The organism is Marinoscillum sp. HNIBRBA16962, assembly GCF_057801515.1.
In genome coordinates this window covers 1,962,924-1,980,697 of the sequence record NZ_CM173603.1, presented here as the reverse complement: position 1 = coordinate 1,980,697, position 17,774 = coordinate 1,962,924, and the positions used below count along the sequence as shown (strand labels likewise).

The 17,774-nt window shown below is 43.7% G+C and carries 18 protein-coding genes; 7 read left to right on the top strand and 11 right to left on the bottom strand.

The features are described from left to right. The first annotated feature begins 28 nt into the window (after positions 1–28). The 3 genes from AC3E9V_RS08470 (at position 29) to AC3E9V_RS08460 (ending at position 2,376) form a co-directional block, all read left to right on the top strand. Positions 29–841, top strand: coding sequence for a purine-nucleoside phosphorylase (locus AC3E9V_RS08470; RefSeq protein ID WP_488752756.1), 813 nt, complete (start codon positions 29–31; stop codon positions 839–841). A 16-nt stretch (positions 842–857) separates the two neighbouring features. Further along, the gene (locus AC3E9V_RS08465) at positions 858–1,541 is read left to right on the top strand and encodes a nitroreductase family protein (RefSeq protein WP_488752755.1); all 684 of its coding nucleotides are present in this window, start codon (positions 858–860) and stop codon (positions 1,539–1,541) included. Between the two features lie 217 nt (positions 1,542–1,758). After that, the gene (locus tag AC3E9V_RS08460) at positions 1,759–2,376 is read left to right on the top strand and encodes a hypothetical protein (protein WP_488752754.1); all 618 of its coding nucleotides are present in this window, start codon (positions 1,759–1,761) and stop codon (positions 2,374–2,376) included. On the opposite strand, the gene AC3E9V_RS08455 is transcribed toward AC3E9V_RS08460, so the two are convergent. From AC3E9V_RS08455 to phhA, 6 genes are all read right to left on the bottom strand, one after another. Continuing rightward, positions 2,373–3,857 carry a dihydrolipoyl dehydrogenase family protein gene (locus AC3E9V_RS08455; RefSeq protein WP_488752753.1) on the bottom strand — a complete coding sequence of 495 codons (1,485 nt, stop codon included), beginning with the start codon at positions 3,855–3,857 and terminating at the stop codon, positions 2,373–2,375. The two genes, AC3E9V_RS08460 and AC3E9V_RS08455, sit on opposite strands and share 4 nt — an antisense overlap. Positions 3,858–3,902: 45 nt before the next feature. Continuing rightward, positions 3,903–4,502: a bifunctional phosphoribosyl-AMP cyclohydrolase/phosphoribosyl-ATP diphosphatase HisIE gene (gene hisIE / locus AC3E9V_RS08450; protein ID WP_488752752.1), complete on the bottom strand. Its 600-nt coding sequence runs from the start codon at positions 4,500–4,502 to the stop codon at positions 3,903–3,905. Next, positions 4,502–5,257, bottom strand: coding sequence for an imidazole glycerol phosphate synthase subunit HisF (gene hisF / locus AC3E9V_RS08445; protein WP_488752751.1), 756 nt, complete (start codon positions 5,255–5,257; stop codon positions 4,502–4,504). The genes hisIE and hisF overlap by 1 nt, the downstream gene beginning before the upstream one ends. After that, positions 5,257–5,970, bottom strand: a complete 714-nt coding sequence (gene hisA, locus AC3E9V_RS08440; protein WP_488752750.1) for a 1-(5-phosphoribosyl)-5-[(5-phosphoribosylamino)methylideneamino]imidazole-4-carboxamide isomerase — start codon at positions 5,968–5,970, stop codon at positions 5,257–5,259. The genes hisF and hisA overlap by 1 nt, the downstream gene beginning before the upstream one ends. Before the next feature lie 2 nt (positions 5,971–5,972). Further along, the gene (gene hisH, locus AC3E9V_RS08435; protein WP_488752749.1) at positions 5,973–6,557 is read right to left on the bottom strand and encodes an imidazole glycerol phosphate synthase subunit HisH; all 585 of its coding nucleotides are present in this window, start codon (positions 6,555–6,557) and stop codon (positions 5,973–5,975) included. A 79-nt stretch (positions 6,558–6,636) separates the two neighbouring features. Beyond that, positions 6,637–7,374, bottom strand: a complete 738-nt coding sequence (gene phhA / locus AC3E9V_RS08430) for a phenylalanine 4-monooxygenase (protein ID WP_488752748.1) — start codon at positions 7,372–7,374, stop codon at positions 6,637–6,639. A 138-nt stretch (positions 7,375–7,512) separates the two neighbouring features. Here phhA and AC3E9V_RS08425 point away from each other — a divergent pair, with 138 nt between their 5' ends. From AC3E9V_RS08425 to AC3E9V_RS08410, 4 genes are all read left to right on the top strand, one after another. Then, positions 7,513–8,307: a 3-keto-disaccharide hydrolase gene (locus AC3E9V_RS08425; RefSeq protein WP_488752747.1), complete on the top strand. Its 795-nt coding sequence runs from the start codon at positions 7,513–7,515 to the stop codon at positions 8,305–8,307. A gap of 401 nt (positions 8,308–8,708) precedes the next feature. Beyond that, a complete protein-coding gene (locus tag AC3E9V_RS08420) occupies positions 8,709–9,101 on the top strand; it encodes a type II toxin-antitoxin system VapC family toxin (protein WP_488752746.1) in 393 nt (130 codons plus the stop codon). A gap of 229 nt (positions 9,102–9,330) precedes the next feature. Continuing rightward, positions 9,331–10,092 carry a hypothetical protein gene (locus AC3E9V_RS08415; protein WP_488752745.1) on the top strand — a complete coding sequence of 254 codons (762 nt, stop codon included), beginning with the start codon at positions 9,331–9,333 and terminating at the stop codon, positions 10,090–10,092. A 227-nt stretch (positions 10,093–10,319) separates the two neighbouring features. After that, positions 10,320–13,202, top strand: a complete 2,883-nt coding sequence (locus AC3E9V_RS08410; protein WP_488752744.1) for a PAS domain-containing sensor histidine kinase — start codon at positions 10,320–10,322, stop codon at positions 13,200–13,202. Here AC3E9V_RS08410 and aroF read toward each other — a convergent pair. The 5 genes from aroF to trpC all read right to left on the bottom strand — a co-directional run bounded on the left by aroF (position 13,197) and on the right by trpC (position 17,773). Beyond that, entirely contained in the window at positions 13,197–14,195 is a 999-nt protein-coding gene (gene aroF, locus AC3E9V_RS08405) for a 3-deoxy-7-phosphoheptulonate synthase (protein WP_488752743.1), read from the bottom strand. The genes AC3E9V_RS08410 and aroF overlap by 6 nt on opposite strands. Next, complete coding sequence (gene trpA / locus AC3E9V_RS08400) at positions 14,179–14,970, bottom strand: tryptophan synthase subunit alpha (RefSeq protein ID WP_488752742.1); 792 nt, start codon at positions 14,968–14,970, stop codon at positions 14,179–14,181. The genes aroF and trpA overlap by 17 nt, the downstream gene beginning before the upstream one ends. A gap of 71 nt (positions 14,971–15,041) precedes the next feature. Then, on the bottom strand, positions 15,042–16,238 hold the full coding sequence (trpB, locus tag AC3E9V_RS08395) for a tryptophan synthase subunit beta (RefSeq protein WP_488752741.1): 1,197 nt from the start codon (positions 16,236–16,238) through the stop codon (positions 15,042–15,044). Continuing rightward, complete coding sequence (locus AC3E9V_RS08390; protein WP_488752740.1) at positions 16,235–16,843, bottom strand: phosphoribosylanthranilate isomerase; 609 nt, start codon at positions 16,841–16,843, stop codon at positions 16,235–16,237. The genes trpB and AC3E9V_RS08390 overlap by 4 nt, the downstream gene beginning before the upstream one ends. A gap of 132 nt (positions 16,844–16,975) precedes the next feature. After that, on the bottom strand, positions 16,976–17,773 hold the full coding sequence (trpC, locus tag AC3E9V_RS08385) for an indole-3-glycerol phosphate synthase TrpC (RefSeq protein WP_488752739.1): 798 nt from the start codon (positions 17,771–17,773) through the stop codon (positions 16,976–16,978). Between the last annotated feature and the right edge of the window lies 1 nt (position 17,774).

Here is a 17,774-nt window from a genome sequence, read left to right as displayed (position 1 = left end):
GCTCACCATAGAAAATAAAAATCACACAATGCTGGAAAAAGTAAAGGAAACGGTCTCTTTTCTTCAAAAAGAAGGATTTGAGGAACCGGAAATAGGTATCATACTGGGAACAGGTCTCGGGGCGCTGACGGACAAGATAGAGATCATAATTGAGATCTCATACGATCAAATACCCCACTTCCCAATAGCCACAGTAGAGTTTCATAAGGGGAAACTCATCTATGGACGGCTGGAGGGTAGTACGGTAATAGCCATGTCGGGGCGTTTTCATTACTATGAGGGATATTCACTGCAGGAAGTCGTCTTTCCGGTCAGAGTGATGAAATACCTTGGCATAAAAAAACTTCTAATCTCCAATGCAGGGGGAAATATGAACTTGAACTGGAAAAAAGGTCAGCTGATGCTCATAGAAGACCACATCAACCTGCTGCCGGGAAGCCCTCTGAGGGGCAAAGAGTCCCCTGCATTTGGGCCGATATTTACTGACCTGAGTAGCCCTTATGATCGGGAGATGAATGATACCATGCGAGAAGTAGCCCGGAAAGAGTCCATTCCTCTAAATGAAGGTGTCTATGTAGCCGTTTCCGGACCTAACCTGGAAACCCGGGCGGAATACCGGTTTTTACGCAATGCCGGAGCAGATGTAGTGGGTATGTCTACCGTACCGGAAGTCATTGCGGCTAATCAAATGGGGTTACCAGTGAGTGCGGTCTCTGTACTTACTGATGACTGTGATCCGGATAATCTCCAGCCAGTGGATATTAATGACATACTCAATACTGCTGCTGAGGCTGAAAAATACCTTGTCAAGTTGTTTAAAGAAGTAATCAGAAAACTTTGATGCCCAAACCCCGGAAATGATGGATAAAAAAGAGATCAATGGTTATCCCCATATAAGATATCACGGTTCCCAGGTACCGGAAAGTGATGCCCCGAAAAGGGCCCGGGATTTTTATTCATTTATGGATAAACGCAGAACTGTTCGGGATATCAGCGACACTCCTGTACCTGAAGAAGTCATTCAAAACCTGATACTCACAGCCTCTTCAGCTCCATCGGGAGCCCACAAGCAGCCATGGACTTTCTGCGTCATCTCCAATCCCGATCTCAAATCAAAGATCAGGGAGGCTGCAGAAAAGGAAGAATATGATAGCTACCATGGCAGAATGAGTGACCGCTGGCTCAGGGACCTGCAACCCATTGGGACAGACTGGAACAAACCATTTCTCGAAAAAGCGCCTTGGCTCATCGTGGTATTTAAAAAAGTATATGAAATAGCTGGCAATGAAAAAGCTAATAATTACTATGTCAATGAGTCTGTAGGTATTGCCTGTGGCTTCCTGATCACAGCTATTCACAATGCAGGACTGGTCACACTAACTCACACCCCATCACCAATGAATTTTCTGAGTGAGATTTTGGATCGGCCATCCTATGAACGACCATTTCTGGTGTTGCCGGTTGGGTATCCGGAAAAAGAGGCTTACGTGCCTGAATTGAAGAGAAAACCTCTCGAAGAAGTGTCGGTATTTTACAAGTAATAGGGTTAAAATGAACATTTGATCTGATTTGGCAGTCAGGTTAAGTGATTTGGCAGGATTTGTAAAGTAAAACCAGCCAACTTAGCAATATCATAAGTTTTAAAAACAACTCCTGATTTATCAGGATTCTTGTCTATAGCTGGTTGGAACCCTGGGAAGTAAATTTCCAGGGTTTTCTTTTTTTTCTTAACTTCAGGGTTAAACCCACATTAACCCTATGAAAACATTTTTATCCCTTTTCTGCCTGATCCTCTTTGCTTTAGTAGAAGCGCAGGATTCCGGAAACTCAGCATCTCTAAGCAAAGAAAAGCCTGCAAAGTATCCATTTACCTCCGGAGTAATCAGCTATAAAATAACCGGAGACGCTACTGGCAGTTCTTCCTTTCATTTCGACAGAAACGGATGGAGGTCCGCCTTTTATAAAGAAATCAGCTTTACCCGGTACGGGGTAGAAAGTACGGAAACCACAAAAGACCTCATAGACGGGGATTACAAGTTCAGAATCAATATGGACTCAGAAAAGGGGACAAAAGAGCTGGATAAAAACTGGAGCTCGCTGATTTCCTACAAGAAGGCCCCGGAGATCGTTGCAGCAATTATGGAAACACAAGGTGCGAAACTGCAGGGAACAGATACGCTGATTAATTTACCCTGCAGGATCTGGAAATTTGATAATGGCACCACTTCTGCTATTTGGGAACACTCGGGGATACCGCTCAGGATAGAAAAAAGCCTTCCCGGGTTTTCTTATACCCTTGAAGCAACACAACTTGAAGAAAACGAGTCTTTCGAGCCTGATATCTTTTCTCTACCTGAAAATATTCAGTGGGACTAGGACACTACTAGATCTGAATACTGTCCGTTTTTGTAGGTTTTGCAAACCATCGCATTTTTTAGCACGGAAGGCTTCAGCATGGATTTCCCAAGTAACATTCGTCCACATTCCTGGATTCCCTCGATGATTGATGGATGTGGATGGATTAACTCTGCCAGCTCTTTGATCCCTTTGCCCATGGAGATTAGTAAAGCAACCGCCTGAATAGCGCTGGATGCATGTTCTCCTACTACCCGCATTCCCAAAATAAGCTGCTTATCATCATTGGTGACGAGTATCTTAATGAACCCCTGAGTATTACGCATAGCAATAGCCCGGGGAATACAAGAATAATCTATACTGACAACTTTGTACTCCAGACCTTTATCCCGGGCCTGAATTTCATTCATCCCTACTCCTGCTACCTCCGGAGAAAGAAACATGATCGTGGAGATGTTTTCATAGATCAAATCCCTTTCCGGCTTGCCGTAGATCCGTTCTATTGCAAACCGTCCCTCAAGCTCTCCTACGTTGACCAGCGAAATGTCTGCCGTGATATCACCAACTGCATAGATGTTTGGAACGGACGTCTGAGTATGATTATCGATAATACCCCGGTTATCAATTTTCACATTCACCCCATTGTCAAAAAGATTTTCATAGTTGGGCTCCCTACCTACGGAGACCAGGGCCTTTTCCACTCTGAATACCTCCTTGGTACCATCAGTATACTCAAGTGTATACTTCACCATCTCATTCTCTATTTCCATCTCAATGAGCCTGGAGTTGCGATGGATCAATACATCCTTGGCTTCAAGATTTCTCTCAATAACCTTCACCACATCTTCATCCTCAAATGGCAGGATACGATCCCCTTTATCAATCAAATGCACTTTGGTATGCCCAAAATTGGAAAAGATAGTAGCAAACTCACAGCCAATAACCCCGGCCCCTACAATCACGATGCTTTTAGGAAATTCTTCCAGTTTATCCAATCCGTCACTGGTAAATACATGCTCCTCGTCGATGGGGATTTCAGGCAGTTTTCTCGGAGTGCTGCCAGTAGCCAAAATGATGTAATCAGCTTCAACCTGTCTGGTATCCTCGAAATGATTAACTTCCACAGTGTTTTTATTAATCACCCGGGCACTTCCCTGTATGTACTCAAAAAGACCATCCCCTATAGATACGTTAATATTATGCATGTGATGTTCCAGCTGTTCCATCCGTTCCTGAACAGCTTTTCTCACCTCAGACTGAAGGCGTTTGTAATTAAACAGAATGTCTGTAGCATTAAGCGCAGAAGAGTGTTTACGCAGGGAATAAGCTTCGCGACTTAGTTCCCACCAGGTTTTGCTCCACAATGCACCATGGTGTATTCCAGCACCACCAAGTTGTTTTTTCTCTATCAGTGCTACCTTCTTCTTAAAGTCAACGGCGCGCATAGCGGCAGCATAACCTGCTGGGCCAGCACCTATGACGATAACATCGTACTTTTTCATTTTCAGGACGGCTTAAGACCCATCAATGTAAGAAAAAAAATACAATTAAGAAGGTTGGTGACGTTTTTTAAGTATTTTCACAACGTCTTCTAAGTATAAATCCTTAGAAGAAAGGAGGATCATGAGGTGGTAAAGCAGATCTGCTGACTCATTTAAAAGAAGCTCTTTATTGTCATCCATAGCCTCAATGACTACTTCCACGGCTTCCTCTCCTACTTTTTGAGACATCTTATTGGTGCCTTTTGCAAACAGGCTGCTGGTGTAGGACTCTGAGCTCGGATTGTTCTTGCGATCCTCGATGATTCCTGAAAGCTTTTTCAGAAATGCCAGTTCATCCGTATTTTGTTCATCAAAGCAGGTGTCACTTCCTGTGTGGCAGGTAGGCCCCTGGGGGTCTGCCTTGATCAGCAGGGTATCCCCATCACAATCCTCAATGATCTCTTTTACTATGAGATAATTACCGGAAGTCTCTCCCTTGGTCCACAATCGCTGTTTGGATCGGCTGAAAAATGTAACCTTACCCGTTTTTTTGGTTTGCGCCAAAGACTCTTCATTCATATACCCCAACATAAGCACCTTATTGGTTACCGGGTCCTGTATGATCGCAGGTAAGAGTCCATTCCCTTTGTCAAAGTCCAATGCCATCAGATTCGTATTGGTAAGCGTTTTTTCTTTAGTTCCTCTTTTAAATGATTGATCTCCACTTCTTTATAGTGGAAAATACTGGCTGCCAGGGCTGCATCTGCTGCACCTGATACGAAGATATCAACAAAATGGCTTTCATGACCTCCGCCACCGGAGGCAATCACGGGTATGGAAACTGCCCGGCTGACTTTTCTGGTAAGCTCCACGGCAAATCCGGATTTTGTTCCGTCATGATCCATACTCGTCAGCAGGATCTCTCCTGCTCCGCGAATGGTCACTTCCTTGGCCCACCAGATGGTGCCGATATTCGTTGGCTGGCGGCCTCCATGAGTGTGTACCAGGTCTTTTCCGTTAATGTTTCTGCTATCAATCGCTACCACCACACACTGCGCACCGAATTCAGATGAAAGCTGATTGATCAGGTCCGGATTAGTGACAGCTGCTGAGTTTATGGATACCTTGTCCGCACCGGCATCCAGCAGGTCCTTAACATCCTCCACTGAGCTTATTCCACCACCTACTGTAAACGGAATGTGGATAGCCGCAGCTACCTTACGAACCAGATCAAGAAGTGTCTTCCTTCGCTCTACGGTGGCCGAGATGTCCAGAAAAACCAACTCATCTGCGCCTTCATGCGTATACCGCTCAGCAAGTTCTACCGGGTCACCTGCATCTTTCAGGTCCACGAAGTTTACACCTTTTACCGTGCGTCCGTCTTTTATATCCAGACAGGGTATAATTCGTTTTGTCAGCATCAGATAGTTGTCAGTTCTTCCAAAGTTAGTTTTCCTTCATAAAAAGCTTTTCCTACAATTGCCCCGTAAAGCCCCAGGGCTTTTAACTGGTCCAGGTCATTTTTCCCTGAAACACCCCCACTTGCGATCAGGTTCAGTCCGGGAAATCTTTTAAGCAGCTTTTCATACAGCTCAAAAGACGGACCCTGCAATACCCCGTCTTTGGAGATATCGGTACAGATCACGTAGCTTATCCCCAGGCCCAGGTAAAAGTCGATAAATTCATACAAATCTTCACCACTGGATTTTTGCCAGCCGGAAACCATGATCTTTTCGTCCAGCACATCTGCCCCCAGTATGATCTTCTCCGGGCCAAACTCTTCAATCCAGTTTTTCACCTCATCCCTGTTGCTCACGGCAATACTGCCTGCCGTGACCTGCATTGCTCCAGCTTCAAAGACCTTCTCCAGATCTTCACGGGTCTTCACGCCTCCGCCAAAATCTACCCGGAGGTTTGTGGTGGATGTAATACTTTTCAGAGAATCCAGGTTTACAACATGCTTTGCCTTAGCGCCATCCAGATCCACGACATGAAGTCGGTTTATGCCTGCCAGTTCAAATTTTCGGGCCACCTCTGCCGGATTTTCCGCATATTCCTTTACCTGGTTGTAATCTCCTTTGGTGAGTCGCACACATTTGCCACCTATAATGTCAATAGCCGGAATGATCTCCATACTTACAGCTTTAAAAAGTTTTCCAAAAGCTTCATGCCTGCATCACCACTCTTTTCCGGGTGTGGCTGGATAGCGTAGTAATTGTCCTTTTGCAATGCAGCGCTGAAAGGCTCAGGGTAATGGCAGGTAGCCACTGTGTACTCACACATAGGAATGTAATAGCTGTGAACAAAATACAAATAGCTGTTATCCGGAACGTCTGCCATGAGTCGGGATTCCAGATCCGTGATATTATTCCAGCCCATATGAGGTACTTTCAGCCCTGCCCCATAAAACCGAAGACATTTTTCAGGAATGATACCAAGGGCCTCGGTGTTGTTCTCATCCGTAAAGGCACACATCAACTGCATCCCCAGGCAAACTCCCAGAAACGGTTGATGCAGGTTTTTAAGGATCTCCACCAAACCGCGCTCCCGAAGACTGCGCATTGCTGAGCTGGCTTCTCCCTGCCCGGGAAAAATGATTTTATCTGCTGTGCGCAACTCTTCAGGCACATCGGTGACAATAGGCTCTATTCCCAGCCTGTTTAAGGCGAAGGTAAGCGATTGCACATTTCCTGCGTTGTATTTTACTATGGCTAGTTTCACGTACTTTAAGCTAAAAAAGAAAAGCTGTTTCTCATATGGAAACAGCTTTAAAAATTTTCCAAAACTGTCCGGCAAAATGTCAGGCAGGCACCTCCTGCTTTTTCTCTATCATTTCTGCCAACACATCTTTTATTTCGGGGATGCTGTTGTAAAGCTGTTCGTAAGATTGGATCACAAAATAGCGATCCTGAAAGACATCTTTGCGATAGGGGGTGTTCGCAATGGTCCGCACGTCAAAGTTATACTTTGGCGGCTCATCTGACAAACTAAATTTTGTTTCTCCGGCAGAAGAAAGGATACCCGCTCCGTAGATACGCAACCCGGCTTCTTCCTGAATCAGCCCAAACTCCACTGTAAACCAGTAGATTCGGGACAGGAGCTCAATGGCATAATCATTTCCTACATAGTCCAACCCTATTTTGCTCAACGCCTCTAAAAAATTAACGAAAGACTGATTACTCAGCAAAGGAACGTGTGCAAACACATCATGAAACATGTCGGGCTCCTCCAGATAATCCAGCTCCTCCATCTTCCTGAGCCAGGTGGTAGCTGGAAAGCGTTTGTTGGACATCAGTTCGAAAAACGTGTAGTCCGGTACAATTCCGGGCACCACAGCCAATCTCCACCCGGTTAGCTCCTGCAGGATTTTGTTAGTGTCTTCAAAGTGTGGAATCTCATCGGCAACAAAGTTTACCTTCTCAAGCCCTTCCAGATGGGCCTTGCATGCTGCTTTTGGTAAATTCTTGATCTGGCGTTCGTAAAGGAGCTTCCATACTTCAAAGTCCTCCTTGTTGTAATTACCATAGATCTGTTTCATATCGCTTTAACTTGGGGTAATGGGTTAATGTTTGTACAAAGATAGCAAATCCATGGGAGGTAAAGTTCCATTTTAACTTTACCACAAACGTATTAAATACATTTACTACTTTTAAAGTCAGCAACTAACACCACAACCATGAATCACCTAAAAGCGCTTTTTACATACACTACTGTATTGATTGTTTTTTCATGCACTACCAATAACTCAAAACAGCTGGAAGCTAATGCTGAGGAATGGATCAGCCTGTTTAACGGAAAAGACCTGACAGGCTGGACACCAAAGTTTCACCATCATGAGGTGGGCGATAACTACGCCAATACATTCCGGGTGGCGGACAGCAGCATCCTGGTGAGCTATGACGATTATGAGACTTTTGATAATCGCTTTGGGCACCTTTTTTACAAAGACCCTTTCTCCTCTTTTCACCTGAAGTTTAGCTATCGGTTTACCGATCAGTATATGAAGGATGCTCCGGACTACATTTATCGCAACAGCGGGATTATGTTTCACTCCCAGGCACCGGAGACCATTTTGAAAGAGCAGGACTGGCCAATCTCCGTAGAGTATCAGATACTGGCTGATGCAGGAAAAGGCCCCCGCCCTACCGGAAATATGTGTTCGCCGGGAACAGATGTAGTTTATGAAGGGGAAATAGACCCCAGACACTGCATCAGCTCCTCCTCCAAAACCTATCCGTGGAATCAGTGGGTAAGTGGCGAGCTGATCGTGTATGGCGACTCCCTGGTACTGCACCTTGTGGAAGGTGATACGGTCCTTCAGTACAGCAAGCCACAGATTGGCGGAGAAGTAGCCAACCGCTATGACTCAGCGATGAAAGTAGACGGCACTCCACTGACGGAAGGGTACATTGGCTTACAGGCCGAGGGCCAGGGCATTGAGTTTAAGGATCTTTTTTTGAGGGAGTTGTAGGGTTTACTTCATATTGGCAAAAAACCCTCCTCTAAATATCGAGAATCTCCCAAACCTCCACAACCGTAGAGTTCCTAAAAAAATCCCCCTCCACAATTATGGAAATTATGGGAATCTGTGATTTTTTTGCTCTGCCATAAATTATGCATCTCCCCAGGATAAATTTCGTAAATTTGTAATATGGAAATAAAAGTCAATATAGGGTACAATCAGATCATAAAGTTGATAAAGCAAATGCCCGCCAGTCAACTTGCCAGATTGAAAATTGAACTAGATGACATATCTCTTGCTAATAAGTCAAAAACGAAAACCTCTGATTTACAACATTTCCTGCTTGATGCGCCTGTAATGACCGATGATCAGTATGAATCGTTTCTAGAAAACAGAAAAAGACTTAGCCAATGGAGACAGAGATAATCTGTCTGGACACCTCTGTCCTGATTGACTTCTACCGTAAGAAAAATAAAACAAAGGCATTTTTCTATCAGCTAACCAGTAAATACCAATTATTTGCTATTTCGACGATAACCGCTTATGAAATATACGCTGGTAGTTCCTTAGAGCAAGACAAGTATTGGGATAAATTCTTTCAATTAATTTCCGTACTACCATTTTATAATGAGGTGAATAAGACTGCAATCGCGATTAACCGTCAGCTCAAAAAAGATCGAAAACTAATTGATATACCAGATCTGTTTATAGGCGCAACGGCTGTCAGCCATGGACTCAGGTTAGCAACTTTAAACGCCAGGCATTTTGAACGGATAGATGGCCTTGAAATTATTAAAAGATAAAAAGTACCACCAATTTATTAGGGATGACCCATGATTTAACTGTTCCCAATTACTCGCCGACACATCCGTAGAAATCAAAAAATAATTTGCTCTGGCACAATTGTGAATCAGCCTCACTCAGTTCTATCCGTAGTTCATTTTTTAACCCCTTAGCGTAAAAACCAACAAAATTTCGATGGTTAGCCGGACTATCTTATCTTTAAACGCTTGACCTAACCTGTCTTTTATCATGCTTAAATCACTACCAGCTATTCTGATCTTCTGCACTATTGTTCATATCTCGAAGGCCCAAATGGAAAAAGGTCAGAAGTTTATCGGTGCATCAATGGACATAATTATCAAAAAGGATGAAGGTAACGATGAATTTGTAACCGGTACCAATGGTTTAGAATCAGAACGTTTTCGGATCGGCTTCTATCCTTACATTGGTGTCTTTGTGAAGGATGGCCTGGCTATCGGAGCAAAGTTGGACCTGTACCTGGAAAATCTCTCCTCCAGCAGCGAACAAACTACTACGGACCGGATGGAAGAAAGTAGATTTTCAGGAGAAGAAAGACAAATAGGGGTTTCTGCATTTATCAGAAAAATGCAACCTATAAAAGGCCGATTTGGCTTTTATATTCAGCCAGAACTCGGCTATCGCTTTGCTACTGACAGTAATTTCAATGAAAGGCTGGACGTGCTGGATACCACCAATTCACGGAGAATCACCTCGTGGAGCGAAGGAACAAATCATACATTTAACCTCAGGGTTTCAGGTGGGCTTTATTTCTTTCTGTCTGATCATTTTAGTATCGAAACAAATCTACTTAGCATTGACTTGAGAAATGTCAACTATACCAGTAACCAACGACAGCAAGTGATCTATAGTGATAACAGTAATAACTCGGCCAGCTACCGGGATCGTAATAGTCAATCCTGGGCTCTCATAACCAACCTTACCAACAACTTCTCGATCAGCAGGGTCTTAACCATAAACTATTATTTTTGATAGATAATAGACAATTCTCCCGAAACCGGGAAAAATTTTTCTGATGGTGGTTTGTTAGCAGCTATTTTCGAAAATCGGATTCGTAGCCTTGTAAATCCAGCCAACAATCCCATACTGCCCAGTAAAACACTCATTTTCAGACTCCGTAAAAATACTTATAACTGCTTGCGTCAAAAGCATAAATTTCTTAATGGTATAATTTCTTGTTAAATTAGGATACCGCCAAGATGAGCACCAGAAGGAAAATAGTAGACCTTAGCAGCGAATTGCTGCTTAATAATCCTGCCATCGCGGTTTTATTGCTGGACAACTCTGGTAAAATTTCAGGCGTCTCACCCAAGTGTACCGACTTACTGGGGGTTTCAGAAAAGGAAATTATCGGTAAGCCGATTGATGAATTGATCGATGGTGAGTTTCACTTTTCTGAAGATTGTGAACGTAGAAAAGAAGGTTTTTTTAAACTTCAGATTTCCGACAAAAAGCCCCACATTTTTTCATTCTCCTTTACCTACCAGCAAACAATAAACCACAGGAACTACCTGGGCTGCATGATCATAGATCTTTATGAAGAAACGGTCGATAAAAGTAATTCCTATGCCAATTTTCGGAAACTCTTTGAATCCAATGTACTCGGACTGGCAATTTTAGATGATACTCAAAAAATCGTATTGGTAAATGAGACGGTCACCCGACTACTCGGCTTTAGTAAAAGTGAATTAATGGGGAAAACCACACTGGAGGCTGGCCTTCTCAACTTTGAATACACGGAAGAAAGGGAAAAAATCTGGGGTGAGTTACGCAAAAAAGGCTATATCCGAAACCTTCAAAGGGAGCTACAAACCAAATCCGGTGAAAAAGTAACAGTACTCCTCTCGATAGAAAACACCATAATGGACGGGAAAAAGCTCTGGCTGGTGTCCATGAGCGACATCACCCAAAAGAGAAAAGTAGAGCAAGAGCTTGAAAGGGCTTATCAGCAACTATCTCATCACCTTCATAACTCACCGCTGGGAGTGGTAGAATATGATTGCAACCTCACTGTTACCGAATGGACCCATCAGTGTGAGCTGATTTTCGGGTGGAAAAGAAAAGAGGTTTTGAAGAAAAACATTACCGCCTTCGACCTGATATACAAAGAAGATCAGAAGGCTGCAGCCAAAGTAGCTGAGGAATTGCTTTCAGGTCAGGTAGATGGTAATATCTCTCACAACAGGAATTATACCAAGAGCGGTAAGATAGTAGACTGTATCTGGTATAACTCAACGGTAAAAGATAAATCAGGTAAGGTAATATCGGTTATGTCTCTTGTACAGGATGTCACCAAGAGTAAAATTCTTGAAAAGAGCATCCTTTACGAAAAAGCTTTATCAGAAAACATCATCAACAGCTTGCCGGGAGTATTTTATCTGTACAACAAAGAAGGCCGATTCATAAAGTGGAATGAGAACTTCGAAAAAGTTACAGGCTTTACGGGAAATGAAATAAGCAATATGCACCCGCTGGATTTCTTCCACGGTGAAGAAAAAGAGCTCTTAAAAAAGAAAATAGCGAATGTTTTTGAGTCAGGTGAGGATAATGTAGAAGCTGACTTTGTCACTAAGTGCGGAGAAAAAATTCCTTATTACTTTACCGGCACGGCTATCAACTATAAGGGAGAAACCTGTCTGATGGGTGTAGGGATCGATATCAGTGAGCGAGTAAGCGCTCGTAAGCTTTTAGAAAAAACCAACAAACAATTAAATACTGCTCAGCAAATAGCTAAAGTTGGTTACTGGGAGTGGGACTGGACACACGGACAAACCTACTGGTCAGAAGAAATGTACAGGATCTTTGACTCGGATCATATCATACAAGAGTCTGAATTCGCAAGAAGAGTTCACCCCGAAGATCTCGAGACAGTATATCATGTAAGGAAAAAGATCACTAAAGATTTCAAACCAACGGATGTTGATTTCAGGTTTACTTACCCAAATGGCATGATTAGAAACCTATTCGCTAAGGTGAACCCGGTTTTTGATAAAGATGGAAATTTCGCCCGGATAGAAGGCACACTGCAGGATGTCACACAGCAGCGGCTGGCGGAAAAGGAGCTTCAGGAGTTATCCAACAGGCTATTGCTGGCTACCACTTCTGCCAGACTGGGGATTTTTGACTGGGACCTTCAGACCGACAAGATTGTTTGGAACGAATACATGTATGAGGTATTCAGACTCAATCCGATGAAATTCAAAAAGACCTATGAAAACTGGCTCAAGTACCTTCATCCACACGACCTGGAGGTGTTTGATCAAAAAATCAAAAGGGCCATCAAACTTAAAAGTGATTTCAATCATCGGTTCAGAATTCTAACTGAAGAAAACGACATCTATCACGTTGAGGCTCAAGCCATAATTACAAGTGACGAAAGTGGCAAGCCGTTGACCCTGGTAGGCGTATGCAGAGATATCACGGATAGCATCAATGCAGAACAGCAAATTGCTAAAACCATTATATCTACACAGGAGCAGGAGCGCTTTGAAATAGGACGCGAACTTCATGATCATGTGATTCAATTGCTCATTGCCTCATTAATGAATCTGAATCATACCAAAGCTCAAATAAAAGAACAGATAGATGCGCTGGAAAGAGTCGGTCAGTACATAAATACAGCCATTGATGATATTCGGAAGCTCAGCCACCAGCTTGCGCCATCCAACCTTGATGAAACACCTTTTGCAGAAGCAGTCCAGGAGCTTCTAAATGGCATTAACTTAGAAAATCAGTTTCAAATATCATTTAGTCACGCCATCAGCCCAAATGCCCGACTCAGCTCAGAGGTAAAACTCAATCTCTTCCGGATACTCCAGGAGCAGTTAAACAATATCATTAAGCACTCAGAAGCATCCAGAATTTTCCTTGACCTCTGGGCAAATGAACGCAAAATTCTTTTTAGTATTTCAGATAATGGTATTGGTTTTGATGGCAAGACAGCCAAACGAGGTATCGGTCTGAACAACATCCGGAGGAGAATCGAAATATTTGACGGGAATCTTCAGATCCACACCGCCCCTAACAAAGGCTGTGAAATGATCCTTGAAATTCCCCTTGGTCCAGCCAATAAGCAATTATAGCTCTGCTAACGCTTTCATTTTTTTGATCAGCCTGGCGGACTCCTCAAAATCGAGTGTCTGCTGGCCGTCAGAAAAAGCTTCTTCGGGTTTTTCATGAATCTCAAAGATCACACCATCTGCACCCGCTACGGTAGCAGCTAAGGCTATAGAATCCACATGGTCCCGTATGCCTATACCATGAGACGGATCTGCAATGATGGGCAGGTGGGTCTTTTCTTTTAAAATAGGAATTGCATTGATATCGAATGTATTTCTGGAGGCCTTTTCATAGGTTCTTATCCCTCGCTCACAAAGCAACAGCCGTTCATTACCGCCCGCGAAAACATACTCGGCGCTGTACAGCAACTCATCTATAGTGCCGGAAATGCCCCGCTTGATCATGACAGGCTTGTCTACCCGGCCAAGCTCATCCAGTAGGTTAAAGTTTTGAGTATTACGAGCTCCTACCTGGTACATATCGATATAGTCATACATGGGTTCTATCTGCGAAACCTGCATAACCTCAGTCACGATCTTGATGCCATGTTCCTTAGCAGCCTGGTACCAGGTCTTCAAACCATCCAGACCCAGTCCGCGAAATGAATACGGAGAGCTCCTGGGCTTGTAAACACCACCGCGCATGATCCTCACACCATTGGCACTGAGATGTTCTATGGTTTTGTAAATGTTCTCTTCACCCTCTATGCTACATGGACCAGCCATGATAGCAAAATGGCCGTCCCCGATCAACACCCCATCTCCCAGATCGATGACGGTGCGATTTACCTTCCATTTCCTGGAAACCAGTTTAAAATCATCAGACACGATGTGAATGTCTTTGATCCCATCCAAATGCCCGATCTTTCGAACATCAAACTTCTCTTTACCAATGCCTACTATATATTCCCCTTTCTGAGTCCTGACTTCATTGGTTTTATATTTCAGAGTCGCTACCTGCGCCTTTACCTGTTCTTTCTGTTCTGCTGTAGCATTTTCATTAAACTGTATGATCATGATTTTGAGGTTTCACTGATTGAATAAAGTTTTTAATTGCCTCATCTGAAGCATCTTTTTCGAGTTGTTTGATAAAAGCGCTACCCACTATAGCGCCGTCTGCATATTCGCAGGCTTTTTCAAACGTTTCCTGGTTTGATATACCAAAGCCGATCAATCGTTTATTGGAAAGTTTTAGTGAGTTGATCCGATTAAAATAAGCAACCTGCTCCGCTGTAATTCCGGATTTAGCTCCGGTGATGCTGGCCGATGACACCATGTAAATAAATCCACTGGACAGCTCATCTATCTTTCGAATACGGCTCTCAGAAGTCTGTGGAGTTATCAAAAACACATTGTATAGCCCGTACTTTCGTAAGGTATCCTGGTACAGCTCTTCATACTCATACATCGGTAAGTCTGGTAAGATGAGACCGTCTACCCCTACCTCCTGGCATTTTTCACAAAATCGCTCAAAACCAAACTGCAAAACCGGATTGATATATCCCATAAGCAGTACAGGCACTGTCACCTGGTTCCGGAGGTCTTTCAATTGCTCAAAAAGCAGTTTGATCGTCATGCCATTTTCCAGTGACCTGGTAGAGCTGGCCTGGATAGTAGGCCCATCCGCAACGGGATCAGAAAAGGGCAAACCCAACTCAATGAGGTCCGCACCTCCGGCTTCCAGGGCTCTGGCTATCCGAAGAGTGTCATCTATCTGCGGATACCCCGCTGTGAAATATACATTCAGGAGATGATCCTTCTTATCTAAAAATGCTTTATCTATTCGATTCATCCGTTATTCCGTAAAGTGAACCAATTTCTTAATTCTTAATTCTTAATTCTTAATTCTTAATTCTTAATTAATCAATATTTCCCCCACTTGATATAAGTCTCCAGGTCTTTATCTCCTCTTCCAGATAGATTGACCACTACGATCTCATCTTCCTGAAAATCTACCTTATCAAGAGCAGCTATAGCATGTGCGCTTTCCACCGCAGGAATGATTCCCTCTGATCGACTCAAAAGTACCCCTGCATTCATGGCCTCTTCGTCTGTAATACCCACAAACCGCGCTCTTCCCGAATCAAAAAGGTGTGCATGAAAGGGGCCGATTCCAGGGTAATCCAATCCTGCAGAAATGGAATAGGGCTCAATTACCTGACCATCCTCTGTCTGCATAAGCAAGGTCCTGCTGCCATGCAGAACACCTTCCCTGCCCAACGCAGTGGTCGCAGCTGATTTACCTGAAGCATTTCCCAGACCGGATGCTTCCACCGCCACTAGTTTCACATCTTCATTATCCAGGTAATGATAATAAGCCCCGGCTGCATTGCTACCACCACCTACACAGGCAAATACATAATCCGGTTCTTCTCTACCCTCCTTTTCATCCAGTTGCCACCTAATTTCTTCACTGATCACTGACTGAAATCGAGCTACCATATCCGGGTATGGGTGGGGTCCTACCACTGAGCCTATGATATAATGAGTGTCAGTGGGATTGTTGATCCAGTGGCGCATTGCCTCGTTGGTGGCATCTTTCAGCGTCTTACTACCCGAGGTAGCGGGTCTGACTTCCGCTCCCAGGATCTTCATCCGCTCCACGTTTGGTTTCTGACGAGCCATATCCACCTCGCCCATATATACGACACAGTCAATGCCCATCAAGGCGCATACGGTAGCCGTAGCTACTCCATGCTGACCTGCTCCTGTCTCTGCAATGATCCGCTTCTTACCCAGCGCCTGAGCCAGGAGTATTTGCCCTACGGTATTATTTACTTTATGCGCTCCGGTGTGGCAGAGATCTTCTCGCTTCAGATATATTTTTGCCTTATACCTTTCAGATAGCCTGCTGGCAAAATACAGTGGCGTTGGGCGGCCAACATAGTCTTTCAGCAGCTGCTGAAACCTGCTCTGAAAAGAAGGATCCTCTGTTATTTGAAGATAATTTTCCCTCAGCTCTTCTACATTCGGATAAAGCATCTCAGGGATGTATGCTCCACCAAATTTCCCGAAGTATCCACGCTCATCAACATGGTATTTTGATCTTACAACACTCATAACAATGCTTTTAATTCTTTCAGTTTACTTATGTCTTTTAACCCCGGCTCCAGCTCAAACCGACTATTTACATCAATAGCTTCCAGCTTATCCAGGCCTAGCATTTGTATATCTTCAATGTCTTCCAGACTTATTCCGCCACTGAGAAAAAATGGTTTCTCCAGTGAGTATCCTGCCAATATGCTCCAGTCAAATTTCTGACCGCTTCCACCATAAGCAGGAGTTTTAGTGTCAAACAAAAAATACTCAATGTAGTCCTCATAAGGTTTCATTTTATCCAAAGGCAATTCATCTGTCACACTAAACACTTTCATCACTTTTACTCCCTTCTTATATAAAGCCTTCACAAAACTCGCCGACTCTCCCCCATGAAGCTGAATCAGATCAAGCTGATAATTTTTTATTTTGTCTTCAACCTCCCCTACCGCTGGGTTTACAAACACTCCAACCTTCCTGGTTTCAGCGGGCCATTTCTTCATGTCAGGTACTGTATTTACAAAGCGGGGGCTTTTAGGATAAAAAATCATCCCCATGAAATCCGGTTTGAGCTTGAGAAGCTCCCGGATATTTTCCTGATCCCGCATGCCACAGACCTTGAATTTCATTTCTTATTTTCCTTTAGCCACTGAGTAAAACAGAGCTCTTTATTTCCATCTTCCTTCTTCAACATAACAGGGTAACCTACTCTGAGGTCCTCTGTTTTCTCCGCGGTTATATCCCTTTTAACCACAGTTAATTTATTTCTTCAACTCTTTAATCTGTTTTATAAAATCACTACAGGCTTTCTCCGGGCTTCCCTTCCGCATAAAACTCTCACCTATCAAAAAGCCTTCGTAACCATAATCCATGAGCTCTACCACTGCCTCCGGGTCACTTATTCCACTTTCCGAGACCTTAACAAACTCATTCGGGATCTTTTCAGCCAGCGCCCTGGATGTCTCCACGGTAGTTTCAAAAGTCTGAAGGTTTCGATTATTTACTCCAAGTAGATCCACATGCTCGTTGATGGAGCGTGTCAGCTCTTCCTCATTGTGAACTTCCAGCAAAACCTCAAGACCCAGGGAATGAGCAAACCCGCCTAGCTTTCTCACTTCCTCCGGAGACAAGGCAGCTGCAATTAGTAATATCACATCAGCTCCGATGGATTTAGCCTCGATGATCTGGTATTCGTCTACAATAAAATCCTTCCTCAATATGGGACAGAAATTAAAATTACGAGCTGTGGTAAGATCTTCATTTTTACCTCCAAAGTATTTTGTGTCAGTCAGTACAGACAGGCCTGAGGCGCCCGCCTGCATATATCCGATGGATGTCCGCTCCACGGATGCTTTGGCGTTGATCATTCCCCTGGAAGGTGACTTTCTTTTAAATTCTGCAATGACGCCTACTTTATCTTCCCTCCTGATGTATTTCTTCAATGAAACAGGCTTTCCGTCGTAATACGTGCTCCTTTCGAGCAGCTTTACAGGATACAGGCTTTTTCGTTGCTCTACTTCTTCTTTCTTATCAGCTATGATCTGGTCTAGTATATTCATC